General features: G+C 62.3%; 16 protein-coding genes, 2 tRNA genes, 1 pseudogene and 1 riboswitch. Of the genes and pseudogenes, 11 read left to right on the top strand and 8 right to left on the bottom strand.

Features of this window, described 5'->3' with window-relative positions; genetic code table 11:
• Positions 1–13: 13 nt before the first annotated feature.
• The 3 genes from ACTHV6_RS08720 to ACTHV6_RS08710 all read right to left on the bottom strand — a co-directional run bounded on the left by ACTHV6_RS08720 (position 14) and on the right by ACTHV6_RS08710 (position 2,987).
• Positions 14–703, bottom strand: coding sequence for a thiamine phosphate synthase (locus ACTHV6_RS08720; RefSeq protein ID WP_441386961.1), 690 nt, complete (start codon positions 701–703; stop codon positions 14–16).
• A complete protein-coding gene (thiM, locus tag ACTHV6_RS08715; RefSeq protein WP_441386959.1) occupies positions 700–1,554 on the bottom strand; it encodes a hydroxyethylthiazole kinase in 855 nt (284 codons plus the stop codon). Before thiM ends, ACTHV6_RS08720 begins: the two co-directional genes overlap by 4 nt.
• Positions 1,551–2,987 carry an MFS transporter gene (locus ACTHV6_RS08710; RefSeq protein ID WP_441386958.1) on the bottom strand — a complete coding sequence of 479 codons (1,437 nt, stop codon included), beginning with the start codon at positions 2,985–2,987 and terminating at the stop codon, positions 1,551–1,553. The genes thiM and ACTHV6_RS08710 overlap by 4 nt, the downstream gene beginning before the upstream one ends.
• Positions 2,977–3,071: riboswitch (TPP riboswitch) on the bottom strand. Its footprint overlaps the gene before it by 11 nt.
• 573 nt (positions 3,072–3,644) lie before the next feature.
• On the opposite strand from ACTHV6_RS08710, the gene ACTHV6_RS08705 reads away from it, so the two are divergent.
• The 8 genes from ACTHV6_RS08705 to ACTHV6_RS08670 all read left to right on the top strand — a co-directional run bounded on the left by ACTHV6_RS08705 (position 3,645) and on the right by ACTHV6_RS08670 (position 12,846).
• Positions 3,645–4,742 (top strand): glutathione S-transferase C-terminal domain-containing protein, encoded by a 1,098-nt coding sequence (locus tag ACTHV6_RS08705; RefSeq protein ID WP_441386956.1) that lies wholly within the window; start codon positions 3,645–3,647, stop codon positions 4,740–4,742.
• Positions 4,739–6,034, top strand: coding sequence for a GNAT family N-acetyltransferase (locus tag ACTHV6_RS08700; protein ID WP_441386955.1), 1,296 nt, complete (start codon positions 4,739–4,741; stop codon positions 6,032–6,034). Before ACTHV6_RS08705 ends, ACTHV6_RS08700 begins: the two co-directional genes overlap by 4 nt.
• On the top strand, positions 6,034–7,134 hold the full coding sequence (locus ACTHV6_RS08695; RefSeq protein WP_441386954.1) for an ABC transporter permease: 1,101 nt from the start codon (positions 6,034–6,036) through the stop codon (positions 7,132–7,134). Before ACTHV6_RS08700 ends, ACTHV6_RS08695 begins: the two co-directional genes overlap by 1 nt.
• The gene (locus ACTHV6_RS08690) at positions 7,131–8,006 is read left to right on the top strand and encodes an ABC transporter permease (protein ID WP_441386952.1); all 876 of its coding nucleotides are present in this window, start codon (positions 7,131–7,133) and stop codon (positions 8,004–8,006) included. The genes ACTHV6_RS08695 and ACTHV6_RS08690 overlap by 4 nt, the downstream gene beginning before the upstream one ends.
• Positions 8,003–9,682 carry a dipeptide ABC transporter ATP-binding protein gene (locus tag ACTHV6_RS08685; RefSeq protein WP_441386950.1) on the top strand — a complete coding sequence of 560 codons (1,680 nt, stop codon included), beginning with the start codon at positions 8,003–8,005 and terminating at the stop codon, positions 9,680–9,682. Before ACTHV6_RS08690 ends, ACTHV6_RS08685 begins: the two co-directional genes overlap by 4 nt.
• A 23-nt stretch (positions 9,683–9,705) precedes the next feature.
• Positions 9,706–11,349 carry an ABC transporter substrate-binding protein gene (locus ACTHV6_RS08680; RefSeq protein WP_441386949.1) on the top strand — a complete coding sequence of 548 codons (1,644 nt, stop codon included), beginning with the start codon at positions 9,706–9,708 and terminating at the stop codon, positions 11,347–11,349.
• A 1-nt stretch (position 11,350) separates the two neighbouring features.
• A complete protein-coding gene (locus ACTHV6_RS08675; protein WP_441386947.1) occupies positions 11,351–12,700 on the top strand; it encodes an amidohydrolase family protein in 1,350 nt (449 codons plus the stop codon).
• 74 nt (positions 12,701–12,774) lie between these two features.
• A tRNA-Lys gene (locus tag ACTHV6_RS08670) sits at positions 12,775–12,846 on the top strand.
• 106 nt (positions 12,847–12,952) lie between these two features.
• Here ACTHV6_RS08670 and ACTHV6_RS08665 read toward each other — a convergent pair.
• Entirely contained in the window at positions 12,953–14,524 is a 1,572-nt protein-coding gene (locus tag ACTHV6_RS08665; protein WP_441386945.1) for an aspartate:alanine exchanger family transporter, read from the bottom strand.
• A gap of 208 nt (positions 14,525–14,732) precedes the next feature.
• Here ACTHV6_RS08665 and ACTHV6_RS08660 point away from each other — a divergent pair, with 208 nt between their 5' ends.
• The 3 genes from ACTHV6_RS08660 to ACTHV6_RS08650 all read left to right on the top strand — a co-directional run bounded on the left by ACTHV6_RS08660 (position 14,733) and on the right by ACTHV6_RS08650 (position 16,554).
• Positions 14,733–15,659 carry an ATP-grasp domain-containing protein gene (locus tag ACTHV6_RS08660; protein ID WP_441386944.1) on the top strand — a complete coding sequence of 309 codons (927 nt, stop codon included), beginning with the start codon at positions 14,733–14,735 and terminating at the stop codon, positions 15,657–15,659.
• Positions 15,660–15,799: 140 nt separating this feature from the next.
• A tRNA-His gene (locus tag ACTHV6_RS08655) sits at positions 15,800–15,875 on the top strand.
• 184 nt (positions 15,876–16,059) lie between these two features.
• The gene (locus ACTHV6_RS08650; RefSeq protein ID WP_441386943.1) at positions 16,060–16,554 is read left to right on the top strand and encodes a hypothetical protein; all 495 of its coding nucleotides are present in this window, start codon (positions 16,060–16,062) and stop codon (positions 16,552–16,554) included.
• Here ACTHV6_RS08650 and ACTHV6_RS08645 read toward each other — a convergent pair.
• From ACTHV6_RS08645 to ACTHV6_RS08630, 4 genes and pseudogenes are all read right to left on the bottom strand, one after another.
• Positions 16,537–17,583, bottom strand: a pseudogene (locus tag ACTHV6_RS08645) (recombinase family protein); the annotation flags it as partial. The gene ACTHV6_RS08650 and the pseudogene ACTHV6_RS08645 overlap by 18 nt on opposite strands.
• 392 nt (positions 17,584–17,975) lie before the next feature.
• Positions 17,976–18,539, bottom strand: coding sequence for a hypothetical protein (locus ACTHV6_RS08640; RefSeq protein WP_441386942.1), 564 nt, complete (start codon positions 18,537–18,539; stop codon positions 17,976–17,978).
• A gap of 11 nt (positions 18,540–18,550) precedes the next feature.
• The gene (locus ACTHV6_RS08635; RefSeq protein ID WP_441386940.1) at positions 18,551–18,991 is read right to left on the bottom strand and encodes a single-stranded DNA-binding protein; all 441 of its coding nucleotides are present in this window, start codon (positions 18,989–18,991) and stop codon (positions 18,551–18,553) included.
• An 81-nt stretch (positions 18,992–19,072) separates the two neighbouring features.
• Positions 19,073–19,295 (bottom strand): hypothetical protein (locus tag ACTHV6_RS08630; RefSeq protein WP_441386938.1); only part of this gene is annotated, 223 nt, incomplete at its 5' end.

Genomic DNA, 19,295 nt, shown 5'->3' with positions numbered 1-19,295 from the left:
GAGCGGACGGCGATTAAAGCTCCGGTTGGGCAGTCTGGGCAGCTAGGGCAGTCTGGGCAGCCGCGAACGATCCAAGAATCTGGCTCACCGTGGCGCGTGGATGATCCGACGCCATGATGGCCCGGACGAACGCCACCCCGGCAACGCCGGTGGCGGCAAGATCGGCAACGTCCGCTGGCGTGACATCGCCAATGGCCACCACAGGAATCGTTGTGGCAGCTACGAATTCCGGGTAGCTGGCTAGGCCGAGTGGCGGGCGGCCGGGATCTTTCGTTGGTGTGGGTCTGAATGGGCCGGCGCCAAGGTAATCAACCAGAGTCGCATCGGCCGCCTGAACTGTTTGAAGGGTGCCGGTGGTCAGGCCGATGATCGCGTCCGGTCCGAGCATTGCTCTGGCGTCAGGTACTGGCAGATCATCTTGGCCGAGGTGCACCCCGGCCACTGCATGGCCGGCGCGTACCGCGGCGAAGGCAACGTCTGTCCGATCATCGATCACCACGGCGGTGTGCGGGTTCGCGCGTTGGACGGCATCGGCCACGGCGCCGGAAAACTGGAGCAACGCGGAGGTGCTCAGATCCTTGGCGCGGACTTGAATGATCCCTGCACCACCCGCGGCGGCCTCTGCCGCAACGCCGACGGTGCGTGAATCGGTTCCTGATGTGACTAGGTAACACCGCACATCGAGCGGCCCTGTTGTCCTCATGATTTCTCCTCATGTTGTGCGTTGCGTTCCATGTGATCGGCTACCTCGCCTACTTCGTCTAGAGCATCGAGCAGTGCAATCCGAAACGATCCGGGCCGCGGGGCTCTGGAGGCCGCGAGTTCTCCCGCGATATTCATCCAGAGTGTGGCGGCCGATGCGGCTTCGAACAGGTCGTCGCACGCGGCCATGCAGGCAGCGGTCATGGCGCCTAGGAGGCATCCGGTGCCCGTGACCCGCGTGAGGAGTGGATGGCCCCGTGTGATTGTGCGGGTGGTGTTATTCGGCCCGACGATCAGATCGGTGCTGCCCGATACCGCCACGGCGCCTCCAGTGCGTGCGGATACCTGCCGGGCGGCCGCGAGCGCGGCGCCGGAGCCTTCCGCAGAATCGGCGCCACGCCCTCCTTTCCCTCCCGTGAGAGCAAGAATTTCCGAGGCATTTCCCCGGACAACGGCGGGATGGGAATCCAGCAGGTCTCGCGCCAGAGGCGTGCGCACCGGCGCTCTGCCTATTGCGGTGGGATCCAAAACCCACGGTTGGCCGTCCGATATCCGCTGGCGAACCGTCGGACGAATGCCCTCCATGGCGTCAGTGGACAGGGTGCCCACATTGACTAGCAAACAATCCGCAATCCCCGTGATGACCGGTGCTTCCTGGACGGTCTCGGTCATCATGGGGCGGGCACCGGCGGCAAGTAACCCGTTGGCAACGAAATTCATGGATACCGTTGCCGTGATGCAGTGCACGAGGGGTTGGCCCCGCCGCACTGCCGCAATTGCGGGTGCCGCCGCAGCGAAATCTGTGTCCCGTGCCAGGTCCGTGCCTGGCAGTGCCGCGCCCGTGCCGTTCATCGATCGTTGCCTTCGCCAGTTGGTGCGCCGCCATCTAATGGCACCCCGTCGACAACTGAGGCAACCTCATCGAGATCGCGGGAGATATCACGCCTGCTGAGGGCGGGGCCCAGTGCCGCCCCGAGAATCACGAGGCCGGCGCCCACAACGATTAATCCCATGATCGCCGCGTAGGGCCCGAACCATTCCTGCAACGTGGGCAGATAGAAGGGGTAAAGCGAGGGGATGATGAGTGACCAGCTGTAGACGATCCCGTACCCGGTGGAGCGCACCTCGGTAGGGAATCTCTCGGAAAGGTAGGCGGAGATGGGACCGTAGGCCGCCACAGTTGCCACCTGCAGCAGCGAGGCGCACAGTGCTGCTTGAGCCAGAGTGGTGGATTCGGAGGCCGCCCACCAGATGCCCGGCCCGGCGATCAGCGCCACTGTGCCCCAGATGATGAAGAGGTTCCGCCGGCCGATTCTGGTGGAAATATGGCCGGCGAGAATCATGAAGATCGCCTGATTGATCGAGGCAATTCCCATGGCCACAGAGACTTCACCCGAGGTCAGCCCTGTCTCTTCGCCGAGTTCCGCCGTCATCATGACAACCGTGGTTTGGGTGAGGAAAAAGAGGCCGGTCATGATGATGAACGCCTGCCAGAATGACCTAGACCAGCGCCCCAGTACCACGTCCTTGACACTCGCCTTTGGCCGAGCCGTGGCAGAGCGCTCGCGGTGGAAAATCGGGGCATCCGTGACCCGAGAACGATAGTAGATGAGCATCCCAACCGAAAGCAGCGCACCGATCACGAAGAGGATGCGCCATCCCCATGCCGCATAGGCATCGGGCCCCATGAGCGCCAGCAGCCACGCGACGGCGAATGCAATGGAGGCCTGTGCCCACGGCGCCATCGAGAGGATGAGCCCGCTCATGAAGCCGCGCTTACGAGGGGAGGACCACTCCATAGCCAATGGAATGGCGGCGGAGTATTCTCCTGCGATGAAGATTCCCCCGATGAACCGCAGGGCCAGAATTGCCGCAATGGTTCCTCCGCCGAGAAGCTCGTAGGTGGGCATCACCGCGATGAGCAGCGCGCACAGCGCCGTCCCTGTGATGGCAATCTTCGTGGTGCGGGTGCGGCCCAGCTTGTCCGAGATCCGCCCAAAGATCACGCCTCCCAAGGGGCGTCCGAGCATCATTGCGATCACGACGATCGCGCCCGTGGCGGCCGCAGCCCCCGGCCCAGCGAGCACCGCCATCGCCGGAGCTAGTGCGGTGAGTGGAAGGAACATGTGGACGTTGTCTATCCAATTTCCTACGACACCCGCGCGCAGGGCTGCACGCCCGGCCTTGGGCATGGCGGCTGTAGAGGCAGGAGGTTGTGCGGGCGCTGATGCTTGTGATGTGCCGTCCATGGCGGGCGCAGCAGATATTGAAGCGCGTTGATTCACTGGACAATCCCTTCGCTAGTATGAACCAGATCAGGTTCCACGGGTTTAGTCTCAGCTCCGGTTGGAGCACCCCGTGTCCACGTTCAAGTATGGCATCCCGCGCCTTGCATTCTCACGATGTGAACATGCATTAGACATAAACCTATTACCCCCATATGCTAAAGGTGTTCGATTACAGATCACACATGAGAGGGGCGAGCACATGCACAATCAGCAGCTCACCACGAACCTCTACTTCACCCGTGCGGCCTTCTGTTGTCGAATGTGTTGTCGCTAGGCACAGAGTTTTCAACGAAGCCTTTTCTCTGGCCAACCGCAACACGGTGAGCAGCGCCCGTACCATCTGATCACGTATCCCGAGGTCAGTTCGCAACGGGCTCCTGCAGACCGTTTGTCGGCACACCCATACCGCCAGCTTCACTAAAACTCATCCTGCTGCCTTAGCCGAAGCCACTGCCGCCCTCACACGCAGCTTTCCCACGCAGCCTCGAAGGGCAGAGCGTATTTTCTTGCATCCAAAATGCGGGATCTTATACCCAAAACGCAGTGTTTTCCCCGCGAGAGCGCATCTATCAGCATATTTCCGTTCTTCACAAATCTTCTCCACAAACTTTCTTCACACATTCAGCAGACCAATTCCTTCAAAGGAGCACTCCCATGACCGCACTTAAAGCTTCAGTTGAATATGAACTTCTCAATCCTCCGGCCCGAGACGATAGTGCGAAAATGCCAGAAGTTGTTTCCGAGCAGACCCCCGATGGCGGGTTCCGCCGCCAACGCAACTGGTTCACGGCTCGCTTTGGCCAAGAGGATGGCCAATGGCCAGTTGAGGCAGGGCGATACCGCCTGCTAGGAAGCGTCGGTTGCGGGTGGGCACGGCGCCAGCTCATCGTTACCCGGTTGCTTGGCCTGCAAGAGGCGCTCCCATTTGTCCTTCTGTACGGGCGGGATTCGCAAGGTTGGCGCATCTCCGATAGTGACGGCGATGTTGTCCAGCGTTTCGGAACCGACCGCCTCAACGATTTCTACCGAGCCACGGATCCCACCTTTGCCGGCCGCGGCACATCCCCAACCGTCATTGACACGGTCACGGGAAAGGTAGTGACCAACAATTACCACCTTCTCCCCATCGATCTGGAGACGGCGTGGAAGCCACTTCACAAGGCAGATGCTCCCGACCTCTATCAGGCAGATCTGCGCCAAGAAATTGACCTACTCAACCAGCAGCTATTCGACGATGTGAACAACGGGACCTACAAGGCCATCTTCGCTCAGAGCCACAATGCGGCGCTCGCCGCCAAGCGCATTTTCGAGGCTCGGTTGGCCGATTACAATTTCCGTTTAGCTTCGCGGCGCTACCTGTTCGGCGATCGCCTGACCGATTCCGATGTTCGCCTGTTCCAAACTCTCGCATCCTTCGAGCGCAACTACCGCCCAGGCTTCGTGGAGCTGTTCGGTCAGGACGATTCGATCCAGATCAGCGACTACCCCAACCTGTGGGCCTACGCCCGAGATCTGTTCCAGAACGGCCTAGTAGATGACCGGGAAAAGTACTTCCTCGGCCTTGTGCCAGGCCCGTCGGGAGAGTACATCAACAAAGGCGTCATCCGCGGAGAAACCTCCTACCTGCCCACACCGGAAGAATCGCTCGCGGCATGGTTGGAGCCGGCTGGGCGCGAGGGCCTTACGGGTTCGCCCCTGTACACGGGCCCCGGCGGCGGTGGCTCTTATGAGTTGTGGAGCTTTGGAGCATGAGCATCACGTTGAATCCCACCCCGTCGAACCCCACCTCGCTCCACCCCGAGGAGTTGCGCCCCGTCCCCTTAGACGCGGATCATGTGCTGCGTTTGGCTCAGCCACACGAATACGAAGAATTCGGCAACATGCTTGAGGATGCCTTCACCCACGGATGCTGGGTCACCGAGGAGTACAGGCGTGGCCTCCACGCAATTAGCGCGCGGGCAGAAACCAACTACATCTGGGCTGTTGAGCAGCGCTCCTCCGGGAGAATTGTGGCTGGCGTTCTGACTCCGCATCCCGAAGCGATCGCCCGTGGCACCTCAACATTTAACATCCTTGGCGTTGCGCGGGCGGGGCGCGGAAGGGGCATCGGCCACAAGCTGGTGGAGCACGCCATTGACCAAGCACGAACCAACGGTGCAGAAACGATCAGCATCAACTCTTCCCCACACATGGTCCACGCCCACAATCTTTACTACCAGCACGGCTTCCATCGCAGGATCGAACGCGAAACCAAAGTGGTAGATCACGGGCAGCGCCTGTATTCCTTCGAACTTCGGCTCGCACCACCAACATCCCGATTCACCTCAAGGAGGGCTGACACAATGCCCGCACTGTCTCTCACTGACCCGCAGGCTTCGCCAGATAGCGTTCTGAGCCTGGGTCCGTCCCCGATCACCGTTGCCCTGAACCCCACCGACCCCGACCACCTGAGCATCAAGATCTTGTTGAGGCTCACCACGGCGGGGGAGGAATTCGCCGTCGTCGATACGAAAAAAGATCCCGCCCGGATCCACCTCACGCGCGCAGACCGGACGGAAGCGGATCTTGCACCCAAGGACGTGTTGGACGCGCTTGCGGGCGCCCCGACCGGCGGCGCCCCGTACACCGAGGCCTCCATCAGGCAGGATCTGATCGAGGCAGGACGGCGGCTGCCTCGCGCGGCGAACGAGGAGAAGGAAGCGCTGGCACGACTCATCTACGCACGGTTGGGGGTGCTCGATTACGAACTGAGGGACCCGGATGCCTACGTTGCCGGGACCGAGCCCACGCTCGTGGATATCCAGCTTTTCTCAGTTCTTGCCCTGTTCGATCAGGGCATTCGGCGCGAGTTCGGATGGGGCGCGGCCTCAGTTCGCGATTATCCCTATGTGTGGCGGTACGCGCGCAAGCTCGCCCAGCGCCACGGGCTTTTGACACAGAGCGAAAAGCAGTGGATCGGGCTGGACGGCGCCGGCGCGGACGGTACCAACGCTGCATGGGACATTCCCTACCGCATCCTCGAACCGCTGGATAGGGAGCCGTGATGAGCGTTCACTTTGTTGCGCCGCATGACACGGCGCCCCACGATGCAGTAGTCCGAGACGGGGCGCCAGATGCCACGGCGCAGGACGGCGCACCCGAAACCCCCAACGCCGCCCTAGTTGACGGCATCAGCCGCGCGGACCGCATCCGGGCGCTCGCCTGGCAGCTGGCATGGAAGTTTGGCGGGGCCGCGCTGGTGCTGTGGGCCGCCGTGACGGTGGCGTTCTTGGCGATTCACTTTGCGCCGGGTGACACGGCCTCTATGCTGCTGGGCCAAGACAACCGCAACGATCCGGTGCTGCGTGCCCAAGCGATCGAGCGGTGGGGGTTGGATCAGCCGCTCATACTTCAGTACCTCAGCTACTTCGCTGGCATCTTTCACGGTGATTTGGGCGAATCCTACGTTTTGCGCAAGCCTGTCACGGAGGTCCTTGGCGAGCAGCTCCTTCCCACGATCCAGCTGGCGCTGACCGCAACGGTGCTGGCGTTCGCCATCGCGTTTGTTTCGGCTCTGGTCACCTCGGGCCGCGGCGGGGCGCTGCGTTCGCTGTGGCGGGGCGGGGAGCTGGTGTTGGTTTCCCTTCCCCCGTTCTGGTTCGGCATCGTGTTGCTGGCGGTCTTTTCTTTCAATCTGGGTTGGTTCCCGGTTTCGGGGGCGGGCTCGATATCCGCACTGGTCCTTCCAGCCATCGCGATGGCGGTGCCCACCGGCGCGTATCTGGGGCAGGTATTCCGCGAATCCACCGAGCGATCGCTTGAGGCCCCGTACACGCTCACGGCGCGCTCGCGGGGCGTGGGGGAGTGGAAGGTCCGCACCCACCATTCGCTCCGCCATGGCTCCCTGCCGGTGGTCACGCTGACGGGGCTCACCGTGGGCGGGATGCTCGGCGGCGCGGTGATTACGGAAAAGGTATTTGGCCGGCCCGGTATTGGGCAGGTTGCGGTAGCCGCCGTGACCGATAAGGACATTCCGGTGATTTTGGGCGTAGCGATTTTGGCGACGACGGCGTTTGTTGTGGCGACGACGATCGCCGATCTCATTCTCTTCGCGCTGGATCCACGACTGCGCGAATCTGCACCGGCGAAAGGTGGGACGCGATGAGCACGATTGTTGAGCACCAGTCTCTGGACTGGCGGATCACCCGGCTCTATCTTCATCCACCCAAGGTCAGGCCGCGCATCGGGCTGGTGCTGAGCGTGGTTGTCCTAGGCGTGGCGGCGATTGCCGTTGCGTGGCCAGGATTGTTGACGAGCGTGGACCCCTACTTTGCTGATCCGCTTGCCGTGAATCAAGCACCCACCGCAGAGCACCTGTTCGGGACGGATGCGCTGGGGCGCGACATTCTGGCACGGGTGGTCTACGGGGCTCGGTACTCCCTGGCCATTGGTGTTGGTGCCACGCTGCTGGCGCTTTTCGTGGGAGCGTTGATTGGGCTGATGTCCGGGATTGGCCCGCGGTGGCTAGATACGGTGCTGACTCGAGCCACCGATGTTATTGCCAGCTTCCCCGAAATCCTGTTGGCGCTGGTTCTTATCGCCTTCACGGGGCCCGGAATCGGGAACCTGATCTTCGCCCTTGGTGTGGCCGGCGTGCCGCGGTATGCGCGGCTGGTGAGGTCTGAGGCGAAGATCGCGCGGAACTCTGGGTACGTGGAGCAAGCCCAAACCTTCGGGCTGTCCAGAACCCGGCTGGTGCTGCGCCACGTTCTGCCCAACACACTGGGAGTGATCCCTGTGGTGGCAACAATTGGACTGGGTACCGCCATTATCGGGGCGGCGGCGCTGAGCTTCATCGGAATGGGGCCCCAGCCCCCGATCCCCGAGTGGGGATCGATGCTCGCCGAATCTCGGCAGTATCTACGGGTGGCTTGGTGGTGGGCCGCCTTCCCCGGTGCTGCTCTCACTGCCACCATCATCTCCTCAACTGTTATCGGCCGGCACTTGCAGGCTCGCCACGAAAGAAGGAACGGATGACTCTCTCAATTCTGGAACGTGCCACGAGCCAAGAAATTAGCCGCGCTGAACCGGCTGATGCCACCCCGGCGCGCCCTCTTGTAGAGGTGCGCGGGCTGAACGTCCGATTCAATGGCCGCAGGCGATCGGTGCACGCCGTGCGCGGCCTTGATCTGGCGATCTACCCGGGCGAAGTGGTGGCCATCGTGGGCGAATCTGGCTCCGGTAAGTCCGTGACTGCCCGTAGCCTCACGGGGCTGGCCGGGGATAACTCAACGGTGGAAGCCAACCTGTTCACCGTTGCCGGCAAGAATGCTCTCCAGTTCAAGGAGCGCCAATGGCGCCAAGTTCGGGGGCGGCATGTTGGGCTGGTTCTTCAAGATGCGCTGGTCTCGCTTGACCCCCTGCGCAAGATTGAGGCTGAGGTGGCCGAACCCATCCTCACCCACGGGCTTGCCAAGCGCCGTGAGGTGCCCGGCAAGGTGCGCTCCTTGCTGGCAAGCGTTGGCATCGATGATCCTGAGGTTAGGGCCAAGCAGTACCCGCACGAACTGTCCGGAGGATTGCGGCAGCGGGCTCTTATTGCCTCTGCGATCGCAGGAGAGCCGGAACTGATCATCGCCGATGAGCCCACTACCGCACTGGATGTGACGGTGCAGGCTCAGGTGATCAACCTTCTCAAGGCGAGGCGGGATGCGGGCACTGCATTGCTCATCATCTCCCACGATCTGGCTGTCGTGTCCGGAATCGCGGACCGTATCCTCGTGATGAAGGATGGCGAAATCGTTGAACAGGGGAGTGCCGCCGAGGTACTGGGCAACGCCAAGAACCCCTATACGAAGGCGCTCTTGGCCGCCGTTCCCTCCCGGGATCTCGGGCGCGAAGTTGCTGGCACTGCCGATGGTGGTGGGGCAACCGGAGAGCGCGCGCTACAGGTGCAAACCACCGGGCTCTCCAAATCCTTCAGCGCACCGGGTGGCAAGCGCCGCCTAGCCGTCCGCGGTGTTGATTTTCAGCTGCTGCGGGGCGAGAAGCTGGGGATTGTAGGCGAATCGGGATCTGGAAAGTCCACACTCGTGCGGCTCATTCTGGGACTCATTGAGCCAGATGCCGGGGAGGTGGAGATTGACGGCTTCGGCTGGCATCAGGCGCGTTCCCGTGCCCAGACCCGGGAGCTGCGCAAGAAGATCCAGTTCGTGGCTCAAGATCCGGCCGGGTCCTTTGATCCTCGCTACACCGTCGAGGAGATCATCAAGGAGCCGCTGCGGGGCAACGGTTACTCCGCTGAACGTATCGATGCTCGCGTGAGCGAGCTATTGGAGCTGACGGCGTTGACGGCTGACCTCTTGCCGGCTCACCCCCGCGAGCTTTCAGGAGGCCAACGCCAGCGCGTGTCCATCGCTCGCGCCCTAGCGTTGGATCCGGATGTGCTGGTGTGCGACGAGCCGGTATCCGCCCTTGACGTCTCTGTTCAGGCACAGATACTTGATCTGCTTGCTGACCTATCGCAGCGCACCGGAACATCCCTCATCTTCATTTCGCATGATCTGGCCGTTGTCCACCAGCTGGTAGATCGCGTGATCGTCATGAAAGACGGCGAAATCGTTGAATCCGGCCCAGTTGACACAGTTTTTGACAGCCCCGGCCACCCCTACACCACAAAGCTCATGGCCGCGATCCCGCGACTGCGCGCCTAACATCCGTTTCCAAGGAGAACACAATGACCACCTACCTGCACAAGCTCCGAGCTCTTGGAGCATTGGCCGCAACCACAGCCCTCATCGCGGCCTGCGGATCGAACACCACCGAGCAATCAGCTGACGCTGCCCAGACCGAGGGCGGAGACCTCGTGTGGGCAATTGAAACCGAGCCCACTACGCTCAATCCTCAGCTCAACGGTGGTGACGCCGTCAAGCACGTGATTCGCGGGCTCTTCGATTCCTACCTGTATGCCAACGAGGCCGGTGAATACGAGCCATGGCTGGCCGAAGGCTACGAGGTGAGCGAGGACGGCACAACAATCACCCTCACGCTGCGTGATGATGTGACATTCTCCAACGGTGAGGAGCTCGATGCCGATGCCGTTGTGCAGAACTTCGATCAGCTCACCGAAGATGATTACGCCAGCTCCAGCCGAAACTCCCTGACATCGCTTACTGATTACGAGGCGGTGGATGCCACTACCGTTGAATTCACCTTGTCACAGCCGGATGCGCTGTTCTTGAACTACTTGTCGTCGTCGTCATCGCCAATAGCTCCTGAATCACTCGAATCTAGTGACGAACTCGAATCTGGCGGAACCACCGTGTACGGGACCGGCCCGTTCACGCTGGAATCGTGGAATCAAGGGCAGGAAATCGTCTTCGCCAAGCGCGCGGATTATGCGTGGGCGCCTCAGGCCATCGCGAACGAGGATGATGTTGCGTATCTGGATAGCGTGACCTACCGGATTCTGGGAGAGAACTCCACACGGACCGGTGCGCTGAGCTCCGGGCAAGCCGATGTGATCACCGGCATTCCGGCTGTTGATGTGCCGCTGTTTGATGGTCAGGACGGTTTTGAGTACTACAACAGTCCTGCGGGTGGTTCGCCGTATTCGATCTACCTCAACGTGACCCGGCCGGGGCTAGATGACCAGAACGTTCGGGAGGCAATCCGTCAGGGCCTCGATCTGGATACGCTGCTGGATTCGGTGTATCAGGGGCAGGTGGAGCGCGCATGGAGTTCTCTCACCCCGGCCAGCCCTTACTACGACGAATCGCTTGAAGATTCCGTTCCCTACGATGTGGAGGGCGCCAATGACTTGCTCGATGAGGCAGGCTGGAGCGAACGCGACGGCGATGGATTCCGCGTCAAGGATGGCGAGCGCCTGACGGTGCGGGCTGTGAGCGCGGCCCCCTACGTCCGCGACAACCGCGATGTGCTCCTCCAAGCGATCGGGGCATCGCTACGCAACGATCTGGGCATTGACTTCGCGTTCGAGCCTGTTGACTTGGGAACCGAATCGGAGAGGGCTGAGGCCAACGATTACGAGCTGTTTGATAACTCCTATGGTGGGAGCGATCCGGCCAGTTCCTACGATGTTCTCTACTCGTCCGATCCCGCCCGGGGCTTCATCGCTCGCGGTAACTACGATGATGACACGCTCGATGGGCTCCTCGATGAGGGCCGCTATTCCTTCGATACCGAGGCACGCCACGAAACCTACAAGGAGCTTCAGGCTTACATTTCGGAGGAGGCCTACCAGATTCCTTTGTACGTGGTTGCTGACACCGTTGGAACCAAGGACACCGTCAAGGGGCTGACCTTTGATCCAGTTGGCGGTAACGCGTGGAGTGCCTACACCGTTTCGAAGGAGGGCTGAGATGGGCGGCAAGAGGATAGACGGCACGCGCAGGCTGGACAACCCGGTTGTGGAGCCGGGGAACCGAGTGGTGAGTGCGGCGAGTGTGTTCACGGGCAGGCGTGGCGGCACCCTGCATGATGGGGCGGTTGCTATCCGTGGCCGCGAGGTGGCGTGGGTGGGGCGAGTGCGCGATCTTCCTCCAGAATTCGCTGACTACCCGCGCGAAGATCATCCGTTTGCCACTATTACGCCAGGCTTTGTGGAAACACATGCACATCTGGGCGAGTTCGCCTACAGCTTTGATCCAGATGTTCCCGATCCGGGGCGCCACGAGCAGGGCTGGCATGCGCTGACATCGCTGACGCCTGCGCGCCAGCTGGCCTCCCTTGGAGTGACGAGTGTGCAATCACTGGGGGCGCGCCACTTTTCCGATGTGGTGCTGCGCGAGGCCATTTCTCAGCACATCGTCGAGGGGCCGAGGATTATTGCCGCAGGGCCACAGCTCACCACATCGGGCGGGCATTCATGGTCCACCGGCGGTGAGGTTGATTCCATCACCGAGATCAGGAAGAAGATCCGGGACCACCACAAGGCCGGGGTGGACGTGATCAAGGTGATGGCCACCGGGGGCTTCGGCACCTTTGGTTCGGCGCCGTGGAACGCGCAGTTCACCACCGAAGAACTTCGCGTGCTGGTTGAGGAATCCCACCGATTGGGTAAGCACACGGCGGCTCACGCACACGGGACGCAGGGCATACGGCGAGCGGCGGAAGCTGGCATTGATTACATCGCCCATGCCACGTTCATCTCCGAGGATGGGGTCACTGAGTTCGATCCGGACCTTGCAGATCTCATTGCCGAAAAGGGAATCTTCGTTGATCCCTGTAGCCCGCCCACGTATCCGGCGGTTGAAGGCGAAACAGTCACACCGCGAGCGAAGGAACTTTACGATCATGGTGTGAAAATTGTGCTCGGGCACGATATCGGGGCTGTGTTTCCTCCCAGCGGGTACCACTACGGGATGGAGCAGTTAGTGGCCTCGGGTTTGCCGGAGGAGGAGGTGCTCATTGCCGCCACCTCGCGTGGTGCGGCTGCCGTGGGGCTCGCGGGTGTTGCGGGTGTTCTGGAGCCGGGGTATGACGCGGATGTGGTGATCATCCACGGCAATCCGTTGGCTAACATCTCGGATGTGAAGAACGTGGAGGAAGTAATCATTGGAGGCAAGACCTTCAACCGCGACTATGTGGCGCCGTTTGATCCGGCCAACCGATCCGCAGAACTGACGCTTGCTCACAAGCCGAGCGGCCTCGAATCCCGCACACTGTGGGTGCAGCGCCACGCGCGTGCTGCGGCTCATCCACATGATTGAGTGAGGCATAGATCGCAAACTGGCTCCTCAACTTGCGAGGTGCACGGATCGTGAGTAAATTATTAGCTTGTTACGCACCGCTAGCTCAATGGTAGAGCATCTGACTCTTAATCAGTGTGTTCAGGGTTCGAGTCCCTGGCGGTGTACAGCAAGCGGAGGGGCTTCCCGATTGGGAAGCCCCTCCTTCGCGTGTGCTAGTCAAGTTATGGGCCTCTGCGGCCTTTAACCCGGCCTTCTGCTGCGAGGGTTGGTTCAGAACGTCCACATGATCGGCACCAGCACGATCTTCACCACGATCGAGAAGGCGAACAACGCGGCATAGGCGGATTCAACGCGTTCATCGGCAACCTTGGAGTTGGCGGCCTCTAGCACCGCGGGCTGTCCGAGGAATCCGGCAACGCCGCCAGCAGTCCGGGGCGCCGAGAGTTTGGTGATCCACCGCCCGCCGATCACCATGCAGATGCAGGAAACCGCGGCAACTACCAGTGCCAGCACCCCGGCCCTCCACGCAACGGGCGAGGTGAGCACCCCGGCGAACTGCGGCCCGGCGGTGAGTCCCAGCCCGGCCAAGAAGAGGAGCAGACCGAGCTGCCTGATGGTTAGGTTCGCGGCCTCGGGCAAGGTCCACACGAGCGGCCCGGTTTTGCGCAGCGCCCCGAGCACCATGCCCACGATGAGCGGCCCGGCGGCCGGCCCCAAAGAGAAGGCCTCTCCGCCGGGCATCGGGAAGCTGACCAGCCCCAAGAAGATCCCCAGCACCAAGCCCAAGCCCAAGGCCAGCGCATCCACTTCGGACACGCGCCGCTCAGAATCTCCAAAGAAGTCCTGTACGTCATCCAGCTGATCGTGAGGGACCACAACAGCCACGCGGTCCCCGAGTTGCAGCGTGAAATCGTCGCGGGCAAGCAGGTCCAAATCCCCGCGCTTGACCCGCGTGACAACCGCGCCGTATTGCGCCGGAAGATTGAGCTCGGCGATTGTGCGTGCTGCAACGTCCGGGTTGGACACCACGATCCGCTCGAAATCCACATCGCTTCGATCGTCGGCAAGGTGCGAGCGCTGAATAGTCCCGATCCGGTGGCCGGCAGATTCGACGGCGCCGGGTAACCCAACGATCACCACTTGATCGCCGGCCTCCAAGTCCTCGCCGGGAATAGCCACGCGCATGTTGTCCCCGCGGCGCAGGTAGGACACGCGCACATCCTGCGCCTTCCATTCGGGGATGTCGCGAAGGTTGATGTGCTCGGACACCACGACGGTTCTGGCGTTGAGCCCCAGCCCGGCCAGCGATGGCGTGTCCTTTTCGCCAACCCACTGCCGGTTTACCACCATCGACACCACAAGGATGCCCACAATCACGCCGATTGGGTACCCGAAGGCGTACCCAACTGAGGGTTCGCCGGACCCGGATACCCGCGTGGCCGCATCAAGAGCAGGAGCGGCAGTGAGTGCCCCCGTGAACAGCCCCGTTGCCAGCGCCTTGGGCACATCCAACGCCCACGCCAGCACGAGCGTCACGGCCCCGCCCACCACCGAGCACACGGCGGCCATACTCAGCAGTGGCAACTGTTGGCGCAGCTGGCTAAAGAACGAAGCCCCGGCGCCAACGCCTACGGTGTACACGAACAGCGAGAGTCCCAGAGATTGGACGATCTCCATACCGTCGCCAAGTTCGGGCGCCGCTGCCGAAAGCGCGAGTCCCACGAACAACGCCCCGGCCGCACCCAGCCGGATCTTGCCGAAGGGGATCGAGCCGAGTATGGCGCCAACTGTCACCACCGTGAACAGGGTGAGGAGCGGGTTATCTGCAAGTATTTCGATCATGCTTCTTCTCGGTACGGCGTGCTTGGCACACGGGTGGTTGCTGCCTGCCGGGCACCGCCGCGGCTACGGCTCATCCTAGTGACCCACAGCGTTTTGTGCCGTCGTTTGGGCCACGTTTGCCAAGGGGAACGGCGGGATCGCGGCGCGCCGTCGTCGTCGTTCAAAGAAGAATCCCCCAATGTCGGATCTGTTGAGTAAGCTGGGGGGCATGGCTGCACCTATCGTGACTCTGGCAACGTCTGCCGATCTGCCCAACCTCGATGCTGATGAGGCGGGGCTCCCCGATGCCCTCCGTGCGCGGGGAATCGAACCGCGCATCGCCGTGTGGAATGATCCAAACGTTGATTGGAGCGCCTCGGACTTGACTGTGGTGCGTTCGGTTCGCGATTATGCGACGGATCGCGAGGCGTTCTTGGCGTGGGCAGGGTCCGTTCCGCGGCTGCTCAATCAGGCGAATCTCATGGAGTGGAACTCGGATAAGCACTACCTTAAGGAGCTGGGGGAGCGCGGCCTGCCCGTCATTCCCACCACGTGGCTCGAGGCGGACGTCGAGTATTCCAAGCACCAGATCCACACGCGTTTCCCGGCCCACGGTGATTTCGTGGTGAAGCCCGCCGTGTCCTCAGGCGGGCGCGGAACCGGGCGCTACACGGCAACCGACGCCATGTCCCGCGCGGATGCCATCAAGCACGCCTCCCACGAACTGCGTCACGGCCGCTCCGTCATGGTCCAGCGGTACTTGAGCGAGATCGATCGCAGCGGCGAACTCTCCATCGTGTACCTCAACGGCCTGCCCGCCTACAGCGTGGAGAAGAAGGCCATGCTGCACCCGCGCTTCCGCTCCGTTGACGAGGTTCAGGACGAGGATGTGGTGACCTCCTCGCCCGCCAGCGAGCAAGAATTCCGGTGGGGCGAACAAATCCGCAGCGTGTTGCACAAGTACATTTCCGAGAAATGTGGCCGCGACGAACTCCTCCTGTACAACCGCGTGGACATCGTGCGCGGCATCCGCGAGGGCGAATCCGAGTTTTACGTCATGGAGATTTCGCTGATGGACGGCTCCCTGTACCTTTCCGCGGACCCGGAGAACCTCAACAAGTTCGCCGATGCGATCGCAGTTCGTGCCTTCTGGTGAGTTTTGGGTTTTAGGACGACGACGGGGCGACGACGGCGGCCCGAGGTGCGCCTCCGTGGCAGGCATCACCCCGGTATGATTCGTCTTAGGTTAGCGGCTCGGATATAGTTAATACTCGTTGCGGGTCAGCCCGTAGCATGGTGGCTGTAGTTCAGCTGGTAGAGCACCTGGTTGTGGTCCAGGACGTCGCGGGTTCAAGTCCCGTCAGCCACCCCAGATGGGTCAGGTTTGAACTTTCGACCAAGGGACCACCCTTGGAAGATGTTCCGGCTTGGCCCTTTTTGCGTGTCCCGGTTGTCTCTGCCCCGGTGGCTGCGGCGCGGGCCTGGTCGGCCCAGGTGAGAGCATCGGCCTGGAGGTCGGGGTTCGACAGCCCGTCGTAGGGCGTCCGGTAGCCGACGTGGATGTCGTTGTCCTCATCAACGTAGATCGCTTTGAACAGCGCCTGGTTGCACAGACGCCGGTTCGCGTCGTCAGCGTTGGCATAGATGTCAGCGATATTGGCCAACAACAGCAGCGAGTCATCCAGATTGGCCCGGGCATCGGCGTACTCGCCGTTGTGGGCCCGGACCCTAAAGTCGATGGTCTCCAACGATGCGGTGATCCGGTCCTGTTCCCGTTTGAGCAGGTCGAGTGGGATCGCGCCCGCGTAGTGGGCCTGGAGGAGCTTGGTCTGCTCGCCTTCCAGTTCGGTACGGCGCGCGGCGAGTTCGGCCAGTTCTGCCGCACCCTCGCTCATCATCTGGTCGAACTTGGCGTGCAGCATGCCCGAGAGTGCCTGCCGGGTCTCGGCGGGAATCTGGATATGGGTGTAGAAATGCTCGATCAAGCGCTCCACGTCCTCGATCAGCATCGCCTGACGGGTGCAGTCACCCCGTCCAGCATGGCGGGCTGAGCACACGAAGTACGGGTAGATGGTGCCCTGACTGGACTTGGCGTTGCAGACGATGAGACGGGAACCGCACTGCCCGCAGAAGACACTGCCCTTGAGGTAGTGGTCGTGGATCTGGGTAGCGTCGGCGGCGGACGTGTGGGCGCCCAGCACGATCTGGACCTGTTCCCACACTTCGACAGGGACGATGGGATCGTGGGCACCACGGTAGGTGACACCCTGATACACGATGACGCCCTTGTAGTACGGGTTCGTCAGCATCCGGTGGACCGTGGATTTGGCGATTGGCTTGGACGGGCGACGGGGTGTCGGCAGGGTGGTCAGGCCACGGGCGACAAGTTCCGTGTGGAGCTGGCTGGTGGTCCAGTCCCCCGAGGCGAAGACCTGGAAGGCCCAGCGCACCAGCTTCGCGCGTTCCTCATCGACTTCCACGGTACGGATCTCGCGTCCCATGTCGTCGCGGATACCTACATTGCGGTACCCGATCGGAGCCTTCGTGACGGTGCCACCCTGGGCGGCCTTCTGGGACAGGCCCTTGACGACTTCGGTGGCGAGGTTGCGGGAGTAGAACTCGGCGATGGAGGACATGATGCCGTGCAGGAGCATGCCTGAGGGGGTCTCGTCGATGTTCTCGGTGGCGGAGACCAGAGTGACGCCCGCGTCCTTGAGCGCCAGGTGGATGGTGACGTCGTCGGCGCGGTTGCGGGCGAGGCGGTCAACCTTGTGAACGATGCAGTAGCTGGTCTTGTGCGTGGCGACGTACTTGATCATCCGCATGAGTTCGGGCCGGTCGGCCTTGCGTGCGGACTCGCCCGCGTCGACGAACTCCTCGACGATGGTCGCACCGAGCTGGTCGGCCTTGCGCTGGTTGGCTTCACGCTGAGCCGGGATCGAGAAGCCCTCCGCGTTGCCGCCCCTTTCGGCCTGCTCCTTGGTGGAGACACGCAGGTAGGACACGGCAATCGCGCCCGCGAATGGGGTGGGGGCGACAAGGCTGTCGATGGCGGCTTCGTCCGCGTCGTCGGATGTCATGGCTCTTCTCCACTGCTACTGGTCCCGTGATCCGGCGCGGCTCATTTCGCGGTGGGTGTTGATCGTGAGAAGAGCCCGAAGGCTATAGGACTAGGCCGGGAAGGCCACGTTGATGTTGCCTCGCCGGAGCGAGACGCTAGGACCACAACACCCGCCACCGCGGCGGACATGTCTATTCTACGGCGCGGATTGCGGCGGCGCACTGGTCGGCTCGGTGCAATTTGCTGGGTGGCTCGACGTGGTCGGGACGGGCCGCCGGAGAGAAATACGGATGAGCAGCTCGCAGAGCTTGTCCAGGTCCGGTGGATCATTGAAGTCCGCGCGAATGCGGAAGTCTCGCTCCCCCTGCGGCCTTTGCCCGGTCTTCTTCGCGTACCGGCGGCCCATCAGGATCACCGTTCTCCGGTGTCAGTGTCGATGGACGCGTAAAACGCGTCTTCGGCGTCCTGGCGTTGGTGGACTTGATCGAGGACGAACTGGACGAAGTCTTCGTCGCGGTTGGTGATCTGCGTTTCGTCCATGTGATCAGCGGGTTCTTCGCCGGGCCATGTGGTTTGGCGGGTGGGGCGGTCGCGGTCGAGCCGGGTGCCGGAGGCGGTGACCCAGTCGCGTAGGCGCTGGCGGGCATCGGCGAAGTCGCGGTGCCAGCCCAGTGGTGCGGAGCCGTTCTGTTCGGGGTCGTAGGCGCACAGCCAGTGCAGGTGGAGAGCGGACAGTTCCCAGAGGAGTTCGGGGTGGCGGTGCCAGTAGGGCGGGATGACGGATGCCGGGAGGCCGTAGGTGTGGCGTAGCCAGTCGACCCACCGGTTCAGTTCCAGCAGTTCCTGCTCCAAGTCATGGGCGGTGAGCAGGTTCCAGTTGACCGGATGCGGAGGCTCCGGGATGTCGACGTTGGGGACAAGCTGTCCCTCGTCTGGTCCCTCGTCAATGGACTTGTCATGAAGGTCGTCGTTCATTGCGCGCTCCTTCACAATCCCATGGCAGGGGCCGAAGACGGTGCCGTCCGCTGCGGTGGCTCGAAGGCCGCAGCATCGCGGACCGGCCGGGTGCGCTGGCTGCGATCAACCTCGTAGCGTGTGCGAGCCAGATCGTGTCCGATCCGCGTGGCGATGAACTCCTCACCTTCGCGTAGCTGGCCGTTCCGCTCGTAGGAGTACTCACGGACGTGGCCGTCGGCGATGATGTTGTCGCCCTTGGCCAGACGTTCGGCGCCCTGCTCGGCAGCGCCGCGGTAAGCGATGAGGTCGTGGAACGTGGTCTCCAACTGCGTATAGCTGTTGTCCTCTTCGCGGCGGTGGTGCTCGATGCCAAGCTTGAGATAGAGCCGGGCGTCCCCGCGCTCGGTATGGCTGAGCTGCGGATCGGACGCGACGAAGCCAGACACGGACTGATGAGTGCGGATAGTCATGATGGCCACCTCCTGGAATCGGGCGGTCACCTGGTGGTGTCCGCTGTGCCAGACAGGTGCGCGGGTGCGTCCAGAGCGTGGCTATTCGGCCGTGGGCGGGGTTTGAAGGAGGGTTTCGATGCTGGCGCGGTCGGCGTGGAGTTGCGGGGCGTCGGGGCGTTTCGGCCAGGGGTGCAGGTCGGTGATGATGGGTGGGGTGGAGCGTAGGAGGATGACGCCGGTGCCGAAGGGGAGGGTGCGGATGCGGTCGGGTGGCAGGATCGGGACTCGGCGGACGGATCGTTGGTTGGAGCGGGTGCCGTGG

It is taken from the genome of Ancrocorticia sp. (assembly GCF_052089425.1).
Classification (GTDB): Bacteria; Actinomycetota; Actinomycetes; order Actinomycetales; family Actinomycetaceae; genus Ancrocorticia.
Note: the sequence above shows the minus strand (reverse complement) of the source record. Positions and strands in the feature narration are given on the sequence as shown.

What these genes read in the sequence shown, in the direction of transcription:
- ACTHV6_RS08720 (WP_441386961.1), bottom strand. Translation starts at nt 703, where the DNA reads ATGAGGACAACAGGGCCGCTCGATGTGCGGTGTTACCTAGTCACATCA.
- thiM (WP_441386959.1), bottom strand. Translation starts at nt 1,554, where the DNA reads ATGAACGGCACGGGCGCGGCACTGCCAGGCACGGACCTGGCACGGGAC.
- ACTHV6_RS08705 (WP_441386956.1), top strand. Translation starts at nt 3,645, where the DNA reads ATGACCGCACTTAAAGCTTCAGTTGAATATGAACTTCTCAATCCTCCG.
- ACTHV6_RS08700 (WP_441386955.1), top strand. Translation starts at nt 4,739, where the DNA reads ATGAGCATCACGTTGAATCCCACCCCGTCGAACCCCACCTCGCTCCAC.
- ACTHV6_RS08695 (WP_441386954.1), top strand. Translation starts at nt 6,034, where the DNA reads ATGAGCGTTCACTTTGTTGCGCCGCATGACACGGCGCCCCACGATGCA.
- ACTHV6_RS08690 (WP_441386952.1), top strand. Translation starts at nt 7,131, where the DNA reads ATGAGCACGATTGTTGAGCACCAGTCTCTGGACTGGCGGATCACCCGG.
- ACTHV6_RS08685 (WP_441386950.1), top strand. Translation starts at nt 8,003, where the DNA reads ATGACTCTCTCAATTCTGGAACGTGCCACGAGCCAAGAAATTAGCCGC.
- ACTHV6_RS08680 (WP_441386949.1), top strand. Translation starts at nt 9,706, where the DNA reads ATGACCACCTACCTGCACAAGCTCCGAGCTCTTGGAGCATTGGCCGCA.
- ACTHV6_RS08675 (WP_441386947.1), top strand. Translation starts at nt 11,351, where the DNA reads ATGGGCGGCAAGAGGATAGACGGCACGCGCAGGCTGGACAACCCGGTT.
- ACTHV6_RS08665 (WP_441386945.1), bottom strand. Translation starts at nt 14,524, where the DNA reads ATGATCGAAATACTTGCAGATAACCCGCTCCTCACCCTGTTCACGGTG.
- ACTHV6_RS08660 (WP_441386944.1), top strand. Translation starts at nt 14,733, where the DNA reads ATGGCTGCACCTATCGTGACTCTGGCAACGTCTGCCGATCTGCCCAAC.
- ACTHV6_RS08640 (WP_441386942.1), bottom strand. Translation starts at nt 18,539, where the DNA reads ATGAACGACGACCTTCATGACAAGTCCATTGACGAGGGACCAGACGAG.
- ACTHV6_RS08635 (WP_441386940.1), bottom strand. Translation starts at nt 18,991, where the DNA reads ATGACTATCCGCACTCATCAGTCCGTGTCTGGCTTCGTCGCGTCCGAT.